At 54.5% G+C, this 15312-nt stretch carries 20 protein-coding genes; 7 read left to right on the forward strand and 13 right to left on the reverse strand.

All coding sequences use genetic code 11. From position 1 onward, the window contains the following. Positions 1-558: 558 nt before the first annotated feature. Positions 559-2529: a transketolase gene (gene tkt, locus Q371_RS16575; RefSeq protein WP_157442765.1), complete on the forward strand. Its 1971-nt coding sequence runs from the start codon at positions 559-561 to the stop codon at positions 2527-2529. A 97-nt stretch (positions 2530-2626) separates the two neighbouring features. Here the strand turns inward: tkt and Q371_RS16580 are convergent, their stop codons facing one another. Next, entirely contained in the window at positions 2627-3460 is an 834-nt protein-coding gene (locus Q371_RS16580; protein WP_034342275.1) for an alpha/beta fold hydrolase, read from the reverse strand. A gap of 93 nt (positions 3461-3553) precedes the next feature. Here Q371_RS16580 and Q371_RS16585 point away from each other — a divergent pair, with 93 nt between their 5' ends. Continuing rightward, positions 3554-3886, forward strand: a complete 333-nt coding sequence (locus Q371_RS16585; RefSeq protein ID WP_034342277.1) for a hypothetical protein — start codon at positions 3554-3556, stop codon at positions 3884-3886. Position 3887: 1 nt separating this feature from the next. Here the strand turns inward: Q371_RS16585 and Q371_RS16590 are convergent, their stop codons facing one another. From Q371_RS16590 to Q371_RS16610, 5 genes are all read right to left on the reverse strand, one after another. Further along, positions 3888-4223 carry a YrdB family protein gene (locus Q371_RS16590; protein ID WP_034342279.1) on the reverse strand — a complete coding sequence of 112 codons (336 nt, stop codon included), beginning with the start codon at positions 4221-4223 and terminating at the stop codon, positions 3888-3890. Between the two features lie 3 nt (positions 4224-4226). Then, positions 4227-4802, reverse strand: coding sequence for a TetR/AcrR family transcriptional regulator (locus Q371_RS16595; protein ID WP_034342282.1), 576 nt, complete (start codon positions 4800-4802; stop codon positions 4227-4229). Then, positions 4802-5605 carry an alpha/beta fold hydrolase gene (locus Q371_RS16600; RefSeq protein ID WP_034342285.1) on the reverse strand — a complete coding sequence of 268 codons (804 nt, stop codon included), beginning with the start codon at positions 5603-5605 and terminating at the stop codon, positions 4802-4804. The genes Q371_RS16595 and Q371_RS16600 overlap by 1 nt, the downstream gene beginning before the upstream one ends. Positions 5606-5767: 162 nt before the next feature. Continuing rightward, entirely contained in the window at positions 5768-6196 is a 429-nt protein-coding gene (locus Q371_RS16605; RefSeq protein ID WP_034342287.1) for a DoxX family protein, read from the reverse strand. Positions 6197-6252: 56 nt separating this feature from the next. Further along, a complete protein-coding gene (locus Q371_RS16610) occupies positions 6253-6696 on the reverse strand; it encodes a MarR family winged helix-turn-helix transcriptional regulator (RefSeq protein WP_034342289.1) in 444 nt (147 codons plus the stop codon). A 154-nt stretch (positions 6697-6850) separates the two neighbouring features. On the opposite strand from Q371_RS16610, the gene Q371_RS16615 reads away from it, so the two are divergent. Both Q371_RS16615 and pyrE read left to right on the forward strand, forming a co-directional pair. Next, positions 6851-7177 (forward strand): hypothetical protein, encoded by a 327-nt coding sequence (locus tag Q371_RS16615; RefSeq protein ID WP_034342292.1) that lies wholly within the window; start codon positions 6851-6853, stop codon positions 7175-7177. A gap of 126 nt (positions 7178-7303) precedes the next feature. Then, the gene (pyrE, locus tag Q371_RS16620; protein WP_034342294.1) at positions 7304-7798 is read left to right on the forward strand and encodes an orotate phosphoribosyltransferase; all 495 of its coding nucleotides are present in this window, start codon (positions 7304-7306) and stop codon (positions 7796-7798) included. A 4-nt stretch (positions 7799-7802) separates the two neighbouring features. Here the strand turns inward: pyrE and Q371_RS16625 are convergent, their stop codons facing one another. The 6 genes from Q371_RS16625 to gmk form a co-directional block, all read right to left on the reverse strand. After that, positions 7803-8204, reverse strand: coding sequence for an NUDIX hydrolase (locus Q371_RS16625; protein WP_034342296.1), 402 nt, complete (start codon positions 8202-8204; stop codon positions 7803-7805). Between the two features lie 108 nt (positions 8205-8312). Further along, positions 8313-9197, reverse strand: coding sequence for a GNAT family N-acetyltransferase (locus Q371_RS16630; RefSeq protein ID WP_169743875.1), 885 nt, complete (start codon positions 9195-9197; stop codon positions 8313-8315). Between the two features lie 43 nt (positions 9198-9240). Next, complete coding sequence (gene def / locus Q371_RS16635; RefSeq protein WP_034342300.1) at positions 9241-9852, reverse strand: peptide deformylase; 612 nt, start codon at positions 9850-9852, stop codon at positions 9241-9243. After that, a complete protein-coding gene (locus tag Q371_RS16640) occupies positions 9849-10061 on the reverse strand; it encodes a hypothetical protein (RefSeq protein ID WP_034342302.1) in 213 nt (70 codons plus the stop codon). The genes def and Q371_RS16640 overlap by 4 nt, the downstream gene beginning before the upstream one ends. Before the next feature lie 196 nt (positions 10062-10257). Further along, complete coding sequence (locus tag Q371_RS16645; RefSeq protein WP_034342304.1) at positions 10258-10572, reverse strand: hypothetical protein; 315 nt, start codon at positions 10570-10572, stop codon at positions 10258-10260. Positions 10573-10641: 69 nt separating this feature from the next. Beyond that, positions 10642-11256, reverse strand: coding sequence for a guanylate kinase (gmk, locus tag Q371_RS16650; protein ID WP_157442766.1), 615 nt, complete (start codon positions 11254-11256; stop codon positions 10642-10644). Between the two features lie 262 nt (positions 11257-11518). Here gmk and Q371_RS16655 point away from each other — a divergent pair, with 262 nt between their 5' ends. Both Q371_RS16655 and Q371_RS16660 read left to right on the forward strand, forming a co-directional pair. After that, positions 11519-13036 (forward strand): FAD-dependent oxidoreductase, encoded by a 1518-nt coding sequence (locus tag Q371_RS16655; protein ID WP_051964640.1) that lies wholly within the window; start codon positions 11519-11521, stop codon positions 13034-13036. Between the two features lie 305 nt (positions 13037-13341). Next, positions 13342-13518: a hypothetical protein gene (locus Q371_RS16660; protein ID WP_157442767.1), complete on the forward strand. Its 177-nt coding sequence runs from the start codon at positions 13342-13344 to the stop codon at positions 13516-13518. Between the two features lie 261 nt (positions 13519-13779). Here the strand turns inward: Q371_RS16660 and Q371_RS16670 are convergent, their stop codons facing one another. After that, the gene (locus Q371_RS16670) at positions 13780-14199 is read right to left on the reverse strand and encodes a SufE family protein (RefSeq protein WP_034342310.1); all 420 of its coding nucleotides are present in this window, start codon (positions 14197-14199) and stop codon (positions 13780-13782) included. Between the two features lie 117 nt (positions 14200-14316). Here Q371_RS16670 and Q371_RS16675 point away from each other — a divergent pair, with 117 nt between their 5' ends. Then, complete coding sequence (locus tag Q371_RS16675; RefSeq protein ID WP_034342313.1) at positions 14317-15180, forward strand: sulfurtransferase; 864 nt, start codon at positions 14317-14319, stop codon at positions 15178-15180. Positions 15181-15312 lie beyond the last annotated feature (132 nt).

The following is a 15312-nucleotide window of genomic DNA, read 5'->3' on the forward strand; positions in this document are numbered from 1 at the left end:
CTCCAGAGGCAGAATTTCCGTCTCTGGGAGGGGGAGGGTGTCTTTGAGGATTTGGATGGCTTCGTCAAGGTCAATGTGCTGGCGGTGCATGGATTGAGCATATCAGCCGAGGGCTAAAAAAGCTTTGGCAAATGCTTTTAGGATGACAAATCCCCTTGACCATTTTCTGGACGCACAGCATCATGCTCTCGGCTCTCGGCTCTCGGCTCTCGGCTCTCGGCTCTCGGCTCTCGGCTCTCGGCTCTCGGCTCTCGGCTCTCGGCAAGTCACAGCCCCACCGTGTCATCCATACACAAATTCTTCAGCTTGTCTGGACCTCTGGCCCCCAGAGAATCCTGAGTTTTGGACAGTGTTCTCTGGTGCAAACGGTTCGAAAAAACTTGAAAAATGTGAGCGATCACTGTTGCTTGTGGGAAAACGTTTATTCCTTTTAGTGTCTGCATCACACCAAGTTCAATTCGGTTTTTTGTGTACTGCTTACGCAATTCCTGAATGTGGACCGGGTCGTTTGTGTGTTAATGACACAATTTAGAAGCAGATGGTCTTAGAATGGAACACATGAGCCTCGAAACTTTATCGATCAACACCATCCGCACATTGGCGATGGATGCCGTTCAAAAAGCCAACTCTGGTCACCCCGGTGCCCCCATGGGCATGGCCCCCATGGCCTACACCCTCTGGCAAAACTTCCTGCGTCACAACCCCAAAAACCCCAACTGGATGGGTCGTGACCGTTTCATCCTGAGCGCTGGACACGCCAGCATGCTGATTTACAGCCTGCTGCACCTCACCGGATACGACCTCTCTCTGGATGACATCAAAAACTTCCGCCAACTGCACAGCAAAACCCCTGGTCACCCCGAGTACGGCTACACCGCAGGCGTGGAAATGTCCACCGGTCCTCTGGGTCAGGGCTTCTCCACTGGCGTGGGTTTTGCCCTCGCAGAAGCCCATCTGGCTGCCCGCTACAACAAGCCCGGCTTTGAGCTGTTCAACAACTATACCTATGCCATCGTTTCCGACGGTGACCTGATGGAAGGCATCTCCCACGAAGCTGCCGGTCTGGCCGGAAACCTCGGTCTGGGCAAGATGATCTACCTCTACGACGACAACGGCATCTCCATCGAGGGCCACACCGACATCGCCTTCACCGATGACAGCATGCAGCGCTTCGAAGCTTACGGCTGGCACGTCCAGAAGGTTGCAGACGGCACCGACACCGCTGCCATTGCAGACGCCCTCAAAGCTGCGCAGGCTGTCACCGACAAACCCTCCATCATTGCCGTGCGCACCGTGATTGGTCACGGCAGCCCCAACAAAGCCGACAGCCACGACGCCCACGGCGCTCCTCTGGGCGGCGAAGAAATCAAACTGACCAAACAGAACCTCGGCTGGGAAGCCACCGAAGACTTCTACGTGCCTGCCGAAGTCAAATCCCACATGGACGCCAGCGAAGCTGGAGCCCAGCTAGAAGCCGCATGGAACGACCTGTTTGCCCGTTACACCGAACAGTACCCTCAGGAAGCTGCCGAACTGAAACTGGTTCTGGAAGGCAACCTCCCCGAGAACATCGAAGAACTGCTCCCCACCTTCGATAAGCCCCTCGCCACCCGTGCTGCCTCTGGTCAGTCCCTGAACGCGATTGCCAAAGTGTTCCCCGGTCTGATTGGCGGAAGTGCGGACCTTGCCCCCTCCAACAACACCGAACTCAAAGGTGTGAACTGGATCAAAAAAGGCGATTACAGTGGCCGCAACATCCACTTCGGGGTGCGCGAACACGGCATGGCTGCTGCCCTGAACGGCATCACCCTGTACGGCATCCGTGCTTACGGCGGCACCTTCCTGATCTTCAGCGACTACCTGAAGCCCAGCCTGCGCCTCAGTGCCCTGATGGGGATCGGCAGCATTTACGTGCTGACCCACGACTCCATCGGTCTCGGTGAAGACGGCCCCACCCACCAGCCCATCGAGCAACTGGCTTCCCTGCGTGCCACCCCCAACGTGCTGGTCTTCCGTCCTGCCGATGCCAACGAAACCGCCGCTGCATGGCTGGTGGCCATCGAAAACAAAACCCGCCCAAGCGCGCTGGCCCTCAGCCGCCAGAACCTGCCCATCCTGCCCCGCAACATTGAGGGTGTGCGCAAAGGCGCTTACCCTGTCCGCGACGTGGAAAACCCCGATGTGATCCTGATCGCCAGCGGTTCCGAAGTCTCTCTGGCCCTCAAAGGTGCAGAAGCTCTGGACGCCGAAGGCATCAAGGCCAAAGTGGTTTCCATGCCCAGCATGGAATTGTTCCGCGAGCAGGACAGCAGCTACAAGAACAGCGTGCTGAACCCCGGCGTCAAGCGTGTGGCCATCGAAGCCGCCAGTCCCCTCGGGTGGCACGAGTTCGTGGGTCTGGACGGAGCCATCATCGCCATGCCCGGATTCGGTGCCAGCGCCCCTGCCGATCTGCTGTTCAAAGAGTTCGGATTCACCGCCGAGAATGTGGTCCAGACCGTTAAGGGCATCTTGCCTGTGAAGGCTTGACCCCACCACCCGCACCTCGCTGCGCTTTCCTCCCCCTGAAGTTGGGGGAGGATTTTTTTGATCTCGGTTTGCCTGTCCTCAAGTCAGGAGGAGGTTTTCACTTCTGCATGAACGCCAGCATGGCCTGAATCACCTGTTCGGCGTGGGTCCATGGAATGTTGTGTGGGCCGTCTTTGATGACCACATATTCGCTTCCGGGAATCAGGTCTTTCAGGCGGTCTGCTGTGGAGGCAATCGGCAAAATGCGGTCCGAGTCCCCGTGAATGATCAATGTGGGGATGGTGTTGGCTTTGACATCCTCGCGGAAATCGGTGAGCCAGGTGTCCACACAGGCCAGAGTGGCCCGCGCTGAAGCTCTGGCGGCCACATTCCAGCTCATTTGCATGGCTTCCTGACTGACCCTTGAGCCCAGCAGCACATCGGCATTGTAGAAATTCTTGAAAAATTCGGTGAGGTATCTGGGACGGTCCTGACGGATGGCGGCTTTGATGCCCTCAAAGACACTCTGGTCCACCCCCTCGGGGTTGTCGTCGGTTTTGAGCAGGAAAGGGGGAATCGGGCCAATCAGGATGGCTTTGCTGACCCGTTCGGTCCCGTAGCGGGCAAGGTAACGGGTGACTTCGCCGGTGCCCATCGAAAAGCCCACCAGAATGGCGTCTTGCAGGTTCAGGTGGGTCATCAGGTGGTCCAGATCGTCGGTGAAGGTGTCGTAATCGTACCCAGAGGAAGGTTGACTGGACTGTCCAAATCCCCTGCGGTCATAGGTGATCACGCGGTATCCAGCATCCAGCAAAGCGTTTTCCTGTCGTTCCCAGGATCTGCCGTTCAAGGGGAAGCCGTGAATCAGGACCACCGGTTGACCCTGTCCGTGGTCTTCAAAGAAAAGTTGAATGTCTTGATTGTTTTCCTGTCCTGTCTTGACATGTGGCATGTGTGCTCCTTCAGGCGTTGGGTGCCTCTTGCAGGATCAGGGATTTTGAGGGGGGCTTCTGCCAGAAATCCCACCTTCAGATAAGATGATCGCATGTACCGTCTCTTTTTCCGTGACCTTGAAATTGGAACCGTTCAGCGCACGGGTGGAGATTTCCCGTGGCACTGGGGCCGTTTCGAGCCCACTTTTGTGCCAGAGGAGTCAGACCTGACCCGTCATATTGCCGATTACATTCAGATCAGTGCAAAAAAATATCCCCTGATTGAGGCAGAGGATTTTGAACCCTTGCATGCTCTGGAGGAACAGATTGCTGCCGATTTTCTGGACCTGATCGACACCGACGACTGGCGTCTGGTGGATGGAGCGGATTCCTGGTCCATCACCGTGCCCGAGTTTCAGGAAGACCAACTGATCGCGTGGCGCTGAATCACTGTTTCCAGAGCAGGGCCAGGGTCAGGTTGAGGACCACCAGCACAGCATAAACAATGCCAAGTGTCATTTTTCCAGAGAGCATCAGGGCCACGGCTGCCCCTCCAAAGAGCATCACCTGAAGCACCAGATACAGGCCATCGGGCAAAGGGTAAACCGCTCTGGGAGACATGAACACGCCCCAGAAAACCGCCACCAGCACAGGCAGTCCGAGGCCCAGACCCCACTTCATCAGGGGTCCAGAGCCCACATGAAATCCCCACAGGCCAAAGGCCCAGAGCATCACCAGTTCGATCAGAAACGCCAGTGCCAGATTGAGGCTTTTGAAGTCCATGGTTTACCCCTTCACGGTGCTGTACTGGAGCATGCCGGAATGCAGGGTTTCCAGCATCAACTCAAAAGTTTCTTCAAGCTTCAGAGGCATGCCAAATCCGCCTCCCACTTCCAGATCCATGAAGCCTTTCAGAATGGAGCGAAAAATCCGGATGAAATGCAGGGCTTTTTCTTCCTCAAGGTGGTAGCCTTGCAGCACGTCCAGAATGGTGCTCAGGTAAAGGCTGGCCAGTTTTTGAGACTCAGGGCTGAACTTTTGCACGCTGATCTGGGTGGCGGTGTACAGGCCGGGATGCTCCTTGGCCGCTTCCCGATGGGTTTGGGCCACCGCAAAAAGGGCCTCTTTTCCAGAGCGTCCCGCTGCCGCCTGACGGGTGCGTTCAATCATCATCTGCATGCCTCTGGCGGCCAGACTGTCTTGCAGGTGTTCCAGACTCTGGATGTGGTTGTACAGGGAAGGGGGTTTGATGTGCAGCTCACTGGCCAGTCTGGCGAGGGTCAGGTTCTGCAAACCTTCGCGGTCTGCCAGTTGTGCAGCAGCGTCCAGCACCTGATCGAAAGACAACCCTTTGCGTGGCATCACTTCACCCCTTTGAGAAATTGCAGGATGCGCTCTGAAACCTGCTCTGGAAACTCGGTGTGCGGATAGTGTCCGGAGGTTTCCACGGGCATCAGTTCAGCGGAAAGGCGTTCTGCCAGCCATTTTGCTTCTGCGATGGGGTCTTTGAAATCGGGATCTCTGGAACCCATGATCACCAGAGCAGGTTTCTGCACCTTTGGCAGCAGGGGTTCAACATCGATTTTCGATGGAGCCATGTAGGCTTTCAGGGCGTCCATCTGGCCTTTTTGCCCCATGTGGCGTTTCAGTTTTGCAGCGTACTGCTGGTGGTCTGCAGGTTTGCGGGCAGGGAACAGGCTGTTCCAGTAGGCCATCCAGAAAGCCGTGTTCCACGGTCCAGCAAAAGCCACCTTGACAGTCAGGTCCATGTACCACGGCATGGGCAGGGTTCTGACCACTGGACCCAGCAAGGTCAGGCTTTTCACCCGTTCTGACTTTTCCAGAGCAGCATAAATTACCGTGCGGGCAGCAAAGGAATTTCCAATCAGGTGGGCAGATTTGAGGTTCAGGTGGTCCAGCAACAAAAGCAGATCCTTGGTGACGGCTTCGGCGGTGTACTCGGGCCATCCGGTACTGCTTTCGCCATGCCCACGCAGGTCAAGGGTGATGACCCGGTATCCAGCACTGGCAAGGTCTCGGACCAGAAAACGGTACTGCTGCCGGAGGTCTCCCATGCCGGGGAGGCACACCACGGTCTCTCCGGTTCCGCCTGTGTCATCAAAAGCGAGGGTGCCTTCAGGGGTGTTCAGAAATTGGGTGTTCATGGGGACCTCCACGGGAGCAGTGATGGTATTAACTAACATAATTAGTTTATAAACTATGACCATTAGTTTTGTCAACCACCGACGATAATTGTCTTTACCGTAGAACCCCGACCACAAAAAACCTCCTGCTTTTCGCAGGAGGTCAGGAGGAGCATTCCAAACTCAGGCTTGTACGGCCTGACGGTTTTTGATCCGCAGGTCATCCAGAGCAAAAGCACCTGCACCGGCCAGCGCCAGAGACACGGTGGCCCCAATCAAAGCCAGTGGAAACTCAATGCCATTGGGGGCAAAGAATCCACCTTTGATGTGCACCAGCAGCAAAGCACCCAGCATGTTCAGGGCCAGCAGTCCTGCAGCAATGCGGGTGAACAGACCAGCAATCAGGGCCAGACCACCGATCAGTTCAATGGTTGCGACCAAGGGAGCCACCACACCTGCCAGAGGAATCCCCATCTGGGTGAAGGCTCCGGTGGTTCCGGGCAGGGTGTACTCGAAGAACTTCTGGTAACCGTGGGCCACAAAAATCACGCCAATCAGGACGCGCAAAATGGCAAGGGCAAGCTGGGTTTTCTGGGCATTCTCTGGGGTCATGGTGTCTCCTTTGTTTTGACGATATCCGTTAAAACGAATATCTACTGAAAAAAAGCTCAGGGTTGAGGGGTGAGTTCTTTCAAAAGCTCTACCAGCAAACGGGTTTTCTCTTCGCCCAGTTGGGCAAACTGTCTTTCGTGCAAGTCCAGCATGGGTTGATCAATTCTGGACAGCAGTTCCAGGCCTTTTGTGTTGATGCGCGAAACCACCACCCGGCGATCTGCATTGCTTCTGGCCCGAGAGATGAGGTCCTGCTTTTCCAGGTTGTCCAGCAGACGGGTCACATCCGGATCGCGGTTGACATCCATCAACTTCTGGATGACCTCGCCACAAGTGGCCCCGTTCGGTTCTGCACCGCGCAAAATCCTCAGGACATTGAATTGTGGACCGCTCAGCCCATGTTCCTTCAAGAGATCAATGGTTTGCTGGGTCAACTGCTGGCTGCTGCGCACGAGGGTCAGGTATGCCTGATGCTCTGGAGATGTGGGGGATGATGTCATGTGCTGTACCTGCCTCTGTCTGAATATTATTCGTTAAAACGAATATTGTCAACTTCTTTAACTTGCTGTTTTGTGTGATCCTTGACTTACACCCTCCGGTCTCTCCTCCAGACTGGGAAAGGCAGGAGGGACATCCCCTCCACAGGAGGACAAAATGACTGCAGTGAATCAACTCACACTGAAATACCTTGATGAACAGAACATCTTCACCGCCGAGAACCGTTTCAACATTGATCTGGAAGCCACCCAGCAGAAGTTTCAGGAACTGGTGGCCCGCAAACTCGAAGAGAAACGCGGCCTTGCCCCCAACTCTGTGAAGTTCGCCTGCTACTTCCGTGCCGATCAGGGCTCAGAAGACAAATTCCAGCAAGACCAGAGCACCGACGTGAGCCAGCAGGGCAGTCAGGTGTCTCAGGATGAACTTCGCCAGATCATGGATGAAGTCAAAGAGGAAAAACAATTCTGGGTGGTGGCAGAGTAAACCTGCTATACTCCCCAGAGCACATGAGCATCTTTACAGCACCTCGCCCACCGCAGTTGAGGTGCTGTTTTTGGATCAGGACGCTTCCGAAAGGAAGCGTTTTTTTTGTGCTAGAAAGAGGAATGCATGCTGAAGGAACGCATCACCAGAGCCTGCTTGCTGACTGGAGCCTTCACCCTCCGCTCGGGTGAAACAGCACACCAGTATTTCGACAAATACCGTCTGGAATCCGATCCGGTGTTGCTCAGAGAGATTGCAGAAGCCATGCTGCCCTTGCTGCCAGAGGATTTTGATGGTTTTGCAGGTCTAGAACTGGGTGGGGTTCCCATTGCCACGGTGCTGGGTCAACTGACCCTGAAACCTGTCTATTTTGTTCGCAAAGCACCCAAAACATATGGCACCTGCCAGCAAATCGAAGGTGGAGATGTGGCAGGTCAGCGTCTGGTGGTGGTCGAAGACATGATCACCTCTGGAGGACAGGTGCTGGAAAGCACAGCCCAACTGCGTGAGCAAGGGGCCATTGTGGAACATGCCATTTGTGTGGTCCTCCGAAAACCAGAGGGCCAACACCATTTGGGCCAAGCAGGATTGAATCTGGCTTTTGTTTTGCAGGACTTCTGAATCCTCAAAGCCAGTTCAATAGATTGTCAGGCACCAGCCGATCTCCATTCTGGAAGTCTGAAATGGGCTTCCAGAATGCGGTGACTGAATCGTCCAGCACTTTGAATTTTCGATCTTCATAGAAAGCAGGATCAGAGAAACGGATGCGGTAATTGAAGAAAATCTGGTGGGCTTTTTTGCCATTCCAGCCAAAGACTTCTTCAATGACCCCCATAAATTCAAGAATTTCGATCTCTGCATTCAGTTCTTCTTTGAATTCTCTGGGCAGGGCATCTCTGGACAGTTCACAATGCTGGATGCCTCCTCCCAGAGGGCGATAAAACGGAATGCCGGTGTCCGGTGAGATGCCTTTGTAAACCAGTATTTTGCCATCGTGTTCAGCAATGCCCAGAACCACATTTCGCATGGGTCTTATTGTGCTTTGCCCTGACCTGCTTTGGAATCCGTTTGATTGCTTAGGAGAAGTTTACAGCTTACGGTGGACAGTTCACAGTAAAAAACGTGTGAGACAGTATTAAAACTGTTGAGAACCTTCAAAATTTAAGAAAGATCCAGAGGTTCTGAACCCCAGCTTTTCATAAAGCTGAACGGCTTTCAGGTTGCTTTCTCTGGTGGAAACGGTGGTTTTGTGGGCTCCACGTTTCTGTAAAGCAGCAACGCCCGCAGCCATCAGCACCTTGCCCAATCCTTTGCCCTGACGCTCGGGATGCACTCCCACAGGTTCAAAAGTGCCTGTTCTGGAGAGGGCATCGAACCACACCAGAGCAGATCCGGCCACGGTCCCATCTGGCCCGATGATCAGTAGATCCAGTGCAGGGTCATACACTGGGCAACTCTGGACCTGTTGCAAAGCCTCCAGTGTGAAACGTTCAGACTTCCAGACTTTCTGATGAATCTGGACCCTTTGAATCGGGTCTGTGAATTCCTGCATGTTGCTCAAGGTGTAGCCCTCTGGCAAAACAGCAGTTGAGGTCAGAGGGGGTTGGTGCACCATCCAGACACTTCTGCTGTCAGAAAGGGAATACCCACGGTCCAATAGCAAAGGGCACAGAGGGCTTGCGGAACCAACGCGGATGGTCCACTTGGATTTTTGATGCTTGATGGCATGTTGTTCAGCAGCATCCAGCACCTGCTCCAGAGCCCTGCACTCAGGATGCACGGTCAGGGAAATCCAGTCTGGCGGATCTGCAAACAGCACAGCCTGAATCTGGTTTTCCACAGATCGAAAGATTTGAATGGAGACTTTGGGATCAAAAAGGGTGCTCTGGAACATCCACCAGCACAAGTCTCCGGGATGCACCTCGGGGCCAGAGGAGAGGGCAGAGAGGTGCGCCAGAAAGTGCAGTGTTTCAGGAAGCTCTTTGTAAAGATCAAATTGGCACTTCAATAGAGAAACCATACCAGTGATTTTCTCAAGCTGCTGCCCAGAGCACATCAGCCATTCAGCGTCTTTTTTCCAGGGCCTTCAAATACGCTCTGGATTTCTTCTGCAAGTCAGCAACGGTTTTGCGGTTGGCCTGAAGGTAAGAGGGAGGCAAAAGGTCGGTGTAGAGTTTGCCATCCAGATGATCAGATTCATGTTGCAGGACTCTGGCCCAGTACCCTTCGGCTTCTTCAATGCAGGTTTCACCGTGTTCGTTGGTGTACGTCAGGCGGATGGCTGAAGGACGCTGCACATCGTCCGACCACATGCCCGGCAGGGACAGACAACCATCAGTGTGGGAGGTCCGCAAGGTGGAGTCCAGAATGTCCACTGTCGGATTGATGGCCACCAGATGCCGTTTCACCTGTGCACTCAGGGGGATGTTTCCCTCGGGTTCCTCGGTGCGGTATTCTGCCGCCACAAACATCCGAATGGGCAGGCCAATCTGAGGGGCAGCGAGGCCCACCCCATAAGCGTCAAACATGGTTTCCATCATGTCCTGTGCCAGTTGCTCCAGAGCCACCTCTTGAAATCCGGGCACCTGTTGCAACCGTTGCAGATCTGTGATTGGACTGCATTTTCTGCGCAGGATGGGGTCGCCATAGTAACGCAAAGGGTAAACGGTGCTCATTGCTGTCCTCTGGGCCGGATCACCATTTCCAGATCCAGTTCATCCAGAATGCTTTGCCAGAGCTCGGGAATTTTTCCGCCTTTGATGGGGTCTTTCAGGGCACGGCTGATTTCTTGAGGCGTTTTCTCCAGTTTGCGTGCCAGATCTGCCTGCGAGATGTGCCTCTGGTGCAACACCTCCTGAATGGCTTTGCGGATGTCCTCGTTCATGTTGAAATGTTAGCAGATTTTGTTGATAAAATCAGCGAATTTTGCTGATTGATCATGGGTTGAATGTTGAATTTTGGACTTGGATGGGTACATCGTTTTGGGCAAGGTCTTGGGCAAAACAGGGTGGCCTCTCTTCTGCAAAATCCATTTGAGGTTTCCAGTCCACAGGGCAACGCTTGCCCAAGCCTTCTGCCCCTCAATTCAGAATCCCATCTGCCCCTTCCATGCGGTAAATCTTCTGCTCTGGGGCACGCTGGTAGACAATGGTGGACATTGGAGCTTTGCGGTCCTTGAGGAGTTTGAGGAGGACTTCAATCACCCCATCGGTGTCTTCGGCTTTGAAGATGGTGAGGTCCAGACTGGCAACCCCTTCTCCAATGCCCGCTCCACTGACTTCACCCCAATCCCCTCTGGACAACAAACCATCAATCCACGCTTCAAAATCATCGCGGTCATCGAGGTCAAAATCTGCACGAATCGGAAACACCACTTCCAGAAAACCTTCTGCCATGGCTCAGCATAGCAAATGGCAGAAAAGCAAAAAGGGCGCATGTGCTGCGCCCCGTTAAGCTTGTGTGGATCATTCACCCACGATGGTGTCAAGTTCTGCTGGGGTGAGGCGTTGTGCGCTCAGGCGCTCTGCACGAATGATGGCGCGGATGTCGTCTACAGCACGTTCCACGTTGTCGTTGAGCACGCAGTATTTGAATTCGTGGGCCATCAGGATTTCTCCACGGGCTTTGGAAAGACGCTTCTCGATCTTCTCCAGAGGCTCGGTTGCACGCCCCACCAGACGGTTTTTCAGTTCGGTCAAGCTGGGTGGCATGATGAAAATCAAAATGGCCTCAGGCATGGCCTCTTTGACTTGCATGGCCCCCTGCACTTCAATTTCCAGCAGCACATTGCGCCCCTGTGAAAGCTGCTCCTCTACCGCTGCTCTGGGTGTACCGTACTGGTTGCCCACAAATTCAGCGTGCTCCAGAAATCCCAGACCCGAGGAGATTTCAGCTTCGAACTCCTCACGGGTCTTGAAAAAATAGTGCACACCATTTTCTTCTCCAGGACGGGATTCACGGGTGGTCCACGAGATGGAGTAATAATAGTCTTCGACTTGTTCGAGTTGCTGACGGATGGTGCCTTTGCCGACTCCACTTGCGCCAGTCATCACCAGCAATAAACCGCGTTTCTGTGCCATGGCTTGTTTTCCCTTCCTCGGGACTTCCAGAAAGTGTAGCAGTTTTGCATGAGACATGTATACCTGAAGCAGAAGGTTTTTTGGCGCTCGGCATGACTTGTCCAGTGCAAGTGTCAGCAGAACCCAGGCACAGGGTTCTTCAAAAAGCCCATGATTTGCCAGAGCTTTTGGTTGCTTCTGCTCTCTGCTTTTTGCCTCCTTCAGTGCTACCCTGAAAGAAACCATTCCCACAGTTTCGCAAATTCATCACTGGAGGAGAAGCATGCGCACACCTTTTTTGCGGGGGTTGAAGAGGCTGTACATCCGCAGCAAGCAGGAAGCCACACTGGAAAGCACCCCAGAGGCTCCCATTTCACGCCGTGATTTTTTGAAAGCCGCGACCCTGACGGCAGCGGTGTCCAGTGTTCCGGCTCTGGCCCAGAAACGCAAAGTCACCGAACGGGTGGTGATTGTGGGAGGTGGGGTGGCTGGCCTCACCTGTGCTTACCGCCTCAAGCAGCAAGGCATCCATGCCGACATTTACGAGGCTTCAGACCGTCTGGGTGGACGCATGTTCAGCGTCTACAACACCTTTGACATGAATGAAGTGGTGGAGTTGGGCGGCGAACTGGTGGACAGTGGCCATGAGGAACTGATCACCCTGACCGAGGAACTGGGCCTCCACCTCACAGATTTGAAGGCAGCAGAAAAGGGCCTCAAATCCGAAGACTGGTTCTTCGGTGGAAAGCGTTACACCGAACGGGACCTGTTGAGGATGTTTAAGCCCATTGCTGAGCGCATTGACCGGGATCTGGAAAACGTGGATCTGGACACCGTGAATTACAAAAACCCCGGAGGAGCAGAACCTCTGGACTGGGTGTCCATCCCGGATTACCTTGCACCCATCGAGGCCGATCAGGTCATGAAAGACATTCTGGCTCTGGCCTACACCACCGAGTACGGTCTGGACGCTTCTGAACAGAGCGCCACCAATTTGCTGTACCTGATCGGCACCGATCCCAAAAGCTGGCAAATTTACGGGGAAAGCGACGAAGCCTACCACATCAAAGAAGGCAGTGGAGCCGTTCCCAGACGGCTTGCCCAGAGGACCAACAACCAGATTCAGGTGGGCAGGGTGCTGGAACGGGTCAGCAAAACCTCCAGCAACCGCTACAAGCTGGACTTCAAAAACGGCCCGAGTGTGTATGCAGACCATGTGGTGTTCACCATTCCTTTCAGTGTGATGCGTTTGCTGGACATCCAGATTGACCTTCCTCCGGCCAAGCGTCAGGCCATTCAGGAACTCGGGTATGGGACCAACAGCAAACTGATGGCAGCTTTTGAGACTCCGATCTGGCGCACCCAGTACGGTTTCAGTGGCAGCACCTACAGCGATTTGCCGTTCCAGACTTCATGGGAGACCACCAGAGGCCAGAACACCAAAGGTGCGGTGCTGACCCGATTTACCGGAGGCACCCTCGGGGTGAAATCTGGCGAGGGTTCCCCTCTGGAGCAGGGCGCCCTGTTTGTGGAACAGATGGAAACCCTGTATCCCGGTCTCCAGTCGGTGTACACCGGGAGTGCCGTTCGCATGCACTGGCCCACCAAACCCCATCAACTCGGGTCTTATTCCTGCTACCGGATCGGACAGTTCACCAGCATCCGTGGTGCAGAAGGTGAGTGTCTGGGACGGCTGTATTTTGCTGGAGAGCATACCTCACCTTTTGCGCAGGGGTACATGGAAGGTGCCGTCGAAAGCGGAAACCGCGTGGCCAGAGAGGTCTTGAAAGCCATTCGGTGAAGGTTTTGTTGGGAGGGCGAGGCATGCCTTCTTGTGCAAAACGAGGGACCGCAGGTTGATCCCTCTGCACGCTCGCCCCTACATCCCATTGACCATTTCTTGTGCGTACAGCTCTCGGCAGGTCTTATCCCATTTCTTCACATCGTTCATCCCCATCCAGATCAACTCCCAGACGGGCTTTGTCCAAACGGCTTATCCTTGCTTCCCTCTTGCTAAGTGCTTCTCTTTACCCACCAGTACGCCAATTTCGGATGTTGGCAGGACATCTTTCACTGGATAATGGAGTCAGAAGCAAGGGAGTGACCATGAACGAATATTTGATGAACAACCAGGCCCAGCAAAAGCTGGACACCATGTGGCAAGAAGCCCGAGAAGCCCGTCAATTGCCCAGAATGTCCCTGAGACAGCAACTGGCCCAACTGCTGCGCAACGCTGCCCGCGCTCTGGACACCGAAAAAGAGCAGAAGGGAGCCATCGCCTAAAGTGAATTGCCCTTTTCAAACCCAAACCTGAACAACGCCGAGTGAGAGACATCACCCGGCGTTGAATTTTGGTGTTGGTGGATGTGCAGGTTGATCATGCTCACGGCAACGGGCAAGAAACACCTTGCCCCCACATGAATCTCTTGACCATTCCCGACACGTATGGCAGCGTGCCTTCTGCCTTCTGCCTTCTGCCTTCTGCCTTCTGCCTTCTGCTGTTTTTGCCCTCGGCCCTCGGCTCTGGGCTCTCAACCTAAATCCTTAAGCCGACAGTTGCTTTTTCAAGCGGGTCAGAATGGCACCCATTCCGCGCAGGCGCATGGGGGTGATCAGTTCGGTCAGGCCCATGTTGAAGTAGAAATCGTCAGGGACGTTCAGGATTTCTTCTGGGGTGGCACCCTGAAGGCCTTCCAGCAGGATGCCAGCAAAGCCACGCACCGTGGGGGCTTCGGGGGGAGCATCAAAGTACAGGTGGACTTTGCCATCTTCAACCTCAGAGAACAGGAAGAAAGGGCTCTGGCATTCATGGACCTGTTCCATCTGGTCGTGGTTGTCTTTCAGGTGCTCGGGAAGGGGAGGAACCCGTTTGGAAAAGTCCAGCAAGGCTTGCAGACGGAAGGCCTTGGGGCTTTTCTGAAACATGTTCACCACAGCTTCGAGTTTGGGTGGGAGTGCAGTCATGCTTACCAATCTACCCTACTTTCTAGACGGGCTTTTGTGATGTGTCTAGTAGTTTACTGGTCTTATCAATTATATTGATAAGGACAAATCGCAGTACCGCTGCCAAGGAGGAATCACATGAGCTATGCCAATCCTGAAGTGCTGGTGTCCACCCAGTGGGTCGTGGACAACCTGGAGAACCCCGCCATTCGCATTGTTGAAGTGGATGAAGACATCCTGCTGTACGAAGTGGGCCATGCCCCCGGTGCCCTGAAAATCGACTGGCAAAACGACTTTTGGGACCCCGTTGAACGCGAATTCATTCAGCCCGAGCAATTCGCCGAACTGCTGGGTCGCCTCGGTATCACCCCCGAGACCACCGTCATCCTGTACGGCGACAAGAGCAACTGGTGGGCTGCCTACGCCTTCTGGTTCTTCCAGTACAACGGCCACAAGAACGTCAAACTGATCAACGGTGGCCGCCAGAAGTGGATCGAGGAAGGCCGTCCCCTCACCACCGATGCCCCTGAAGTTCAGGCCACCACCTACCCTGTCGGCCAACGCGACGAGTCCATCCGCGCCTACCGCGAGCAGGTCCGTGCCCACATCGAGAAAGTCAAAGCCGGTCAGGGTGCTCTCGTGGACGTGCGCAGCCCCGACGAGTTCTCTGGCAAAGTCACCCACATGCCCTCTTACCCTCAGGAAGGCGTGCTGCGTGGCGGTCACATCCCCGGAGCCCAGAGCATCCCCTGGGCCAGAACCGTCAACGAAGACGGCACCTTCAAAACCGCGGACGAACTCAAAGCCCTCTACGAGCCCGTGGGCGTCACCCCTGACAAAGAGGTCATCGCTTACTGCCGCATCGCCGAGCGTTCCAGCCACAGCTGGTTTGTGCTGACCCAACTGCTGGGTTACCCCAAAGTGTCCAACTACGATGGAAGCTGGACCGAGTGGGGCAACGCCGTGGGCATGCCCATCGAGAAGACGTACAAGCCTGAGTAAAAGCCGAGGGCCGAGGGCCCAGAGCCGAGGGCAAAAAAGACCGTCCAGAGGATCTTCTGGACGGCTTTTTGTTTTCTGATGTGGAATGCTTTCTGGAAATGCGATTTGATGTTTTTTCAAATGGTGTTGAAT

The organism is Deinococcus misasensis DSM 22328 (genome assembly GCF_000745915.1).
Lineage (GTDB): Bacteria > Deinococcota > Deinococci > Deinococcales > Deinococcaceae > Deinococcus_C > Deinococcus_C misasensis.

What these genes read in the sequence shown, in the direction of transcription:
- tkt (WP_157442765.1), top strand. Translation starts at nt 559, where the DNA reads ATGAGCCTCGAAACTTTATCGATCAACACCATCCGCACATTGGCGATG.
- Q371_RS16580 (WP_034342275.1), bottom strand. Translation starts at nt 3,460, where the DNA reads ATGCCACATGTCAAGACAGGACAGGAAAACAATCAAGACATTCAACTT.
- Q371_RS16585 (WP_034342277.1), top strand. Translation starts at nt 3,554, where the DNA reads ATGTACCGTCTCTTTTTCCGTGACCTTGAAATTGGAACCGTTCAGCGC.
- Q371_RS16590 (WP_034342279.1), bottom strand. Translation starts at nt 4,223, where the DNA reads ATGGACTTCAAAAGCCTCAATCTGGCACTGGCGTTTCTGATCGAACTG.
- Q371_RS16595 (WP_034342282.1), bottom strand. Translation starts at nt 4,802, where the DNA reads ATGCCACGCAAAGGGTTGTCTTTCGATCAGGTGCTGGACGCTGCTGCA.
- Q371_RS16600 (WP_034342285.1), bottom strand. Translation starts at nt 5,605, where the DNA reads ATGAACACCCAATTTCTGAACACCCCTGAAGGCACCCTCGCTTTTGAT.
- Q371_RS16605 (WP_034342287.1), bottom strand. Translation starts at nt 6,196, where the DNA reads ATGACCCCAGAGAATGCCCAGAAAACCCAGCTTGCCCTTGCCATTTTG.
- Q371_RS16610 (WP_034342289.1), bottom strand. Translation starts at nt 6,696, where the DNA reads ATGACATCATCCCCCACATCTCCAGAGCATCAGGCATACCTGACCCTC.
- Q371_RS16615 (WP_034342292.1), top strand. Translation starts at nt 6,851, where the DNA reads ATGACTGCAGTGAATCAACTCACACTGAAATACCTTGATGAACAGAAC.
- pyrE (WP_034342294.1), top strand. Translation starts at nt 7,304, where the DNA reads ATGCTGAAGGAACGCATCACCAGAGCCTGCTTGCTGACTGGAGCCTTC.
- Q371_RS16625 (WP_034342296.1), bottom strand. Translation starts at nt 8,204, where the DNA reads ATGCGAAATGTGGTTCTGGGCATTGCTGAACACGATGGCAAAATACTG.
- Q371_RS16630 (WP_169743875.1), bottom strand. Translation starts at nt 9,197, where the DNA reads ATGGTTTCTCTATTGAAGTGCCAATTTGATCTTTACAAAGAGCTTCCT.
- def (WP_034342300.1), bottom strand. Translation starts at nt 9,852, where the DNA reads ATGAGCACCGTTTACCCTTTGCGTTACTATGGCGACCCCATCCTGCGC.
- Q371_RS16640 (WP_034342302.1), bottom strand. Translation starts at nt 10,061, where the DNA reads ATGAACGAGGACATCCGCAAAGCCATTCAGGAGGTGTTGCACCAGAGG.
- Q371_RS16645 (WP_034342304.1), bottom strand. Translation starts at nt 10,572, where the DNA reads ATGGCAGAAGGTTTTCTGGAAGTGGTGTTTCCGATTCGTGCAGATTTT.
- gmk (WP_157442766.1), bottom strand. Translation starts at nt 11,256, where the DNA reads ATGGCACAGAAACGCGGTTTATTGCTGGTGATGACTGGCGCAAGTGGA.
- Q371_RS16655 (WP_051964640.1), top strand. Translation starts at nt 11,519, where the DNA reads ATGCGCACACCTTTTTTGCGGGGGTTGAAGAGGCTGTACATCCGCAGC.
- Q371_RS16660 (WP_157442767.1), top strand. Translation starts at nt 13,342, where the DNA reads ATGAACGAATATTTGATGAACAACCAGGCCCAGCAAAAGCTGGACACC.
- Q371_RS16670 (WP_034342310.1), bottom strand. Translation starts at nt 14,199, where the DNA reads ATGACTGCACTCCCACCCAAACTCGAAGCTGTGGTGAACATGTTTCAG.
- Q371_RS16675 (WP_034342313.1), top strand. Translation starts at nt 14,317, where the DNA reads ATGAGCTATGCCAATCCTGAAGTGCTGGTGTCCACCCAGTGGGTCGTG.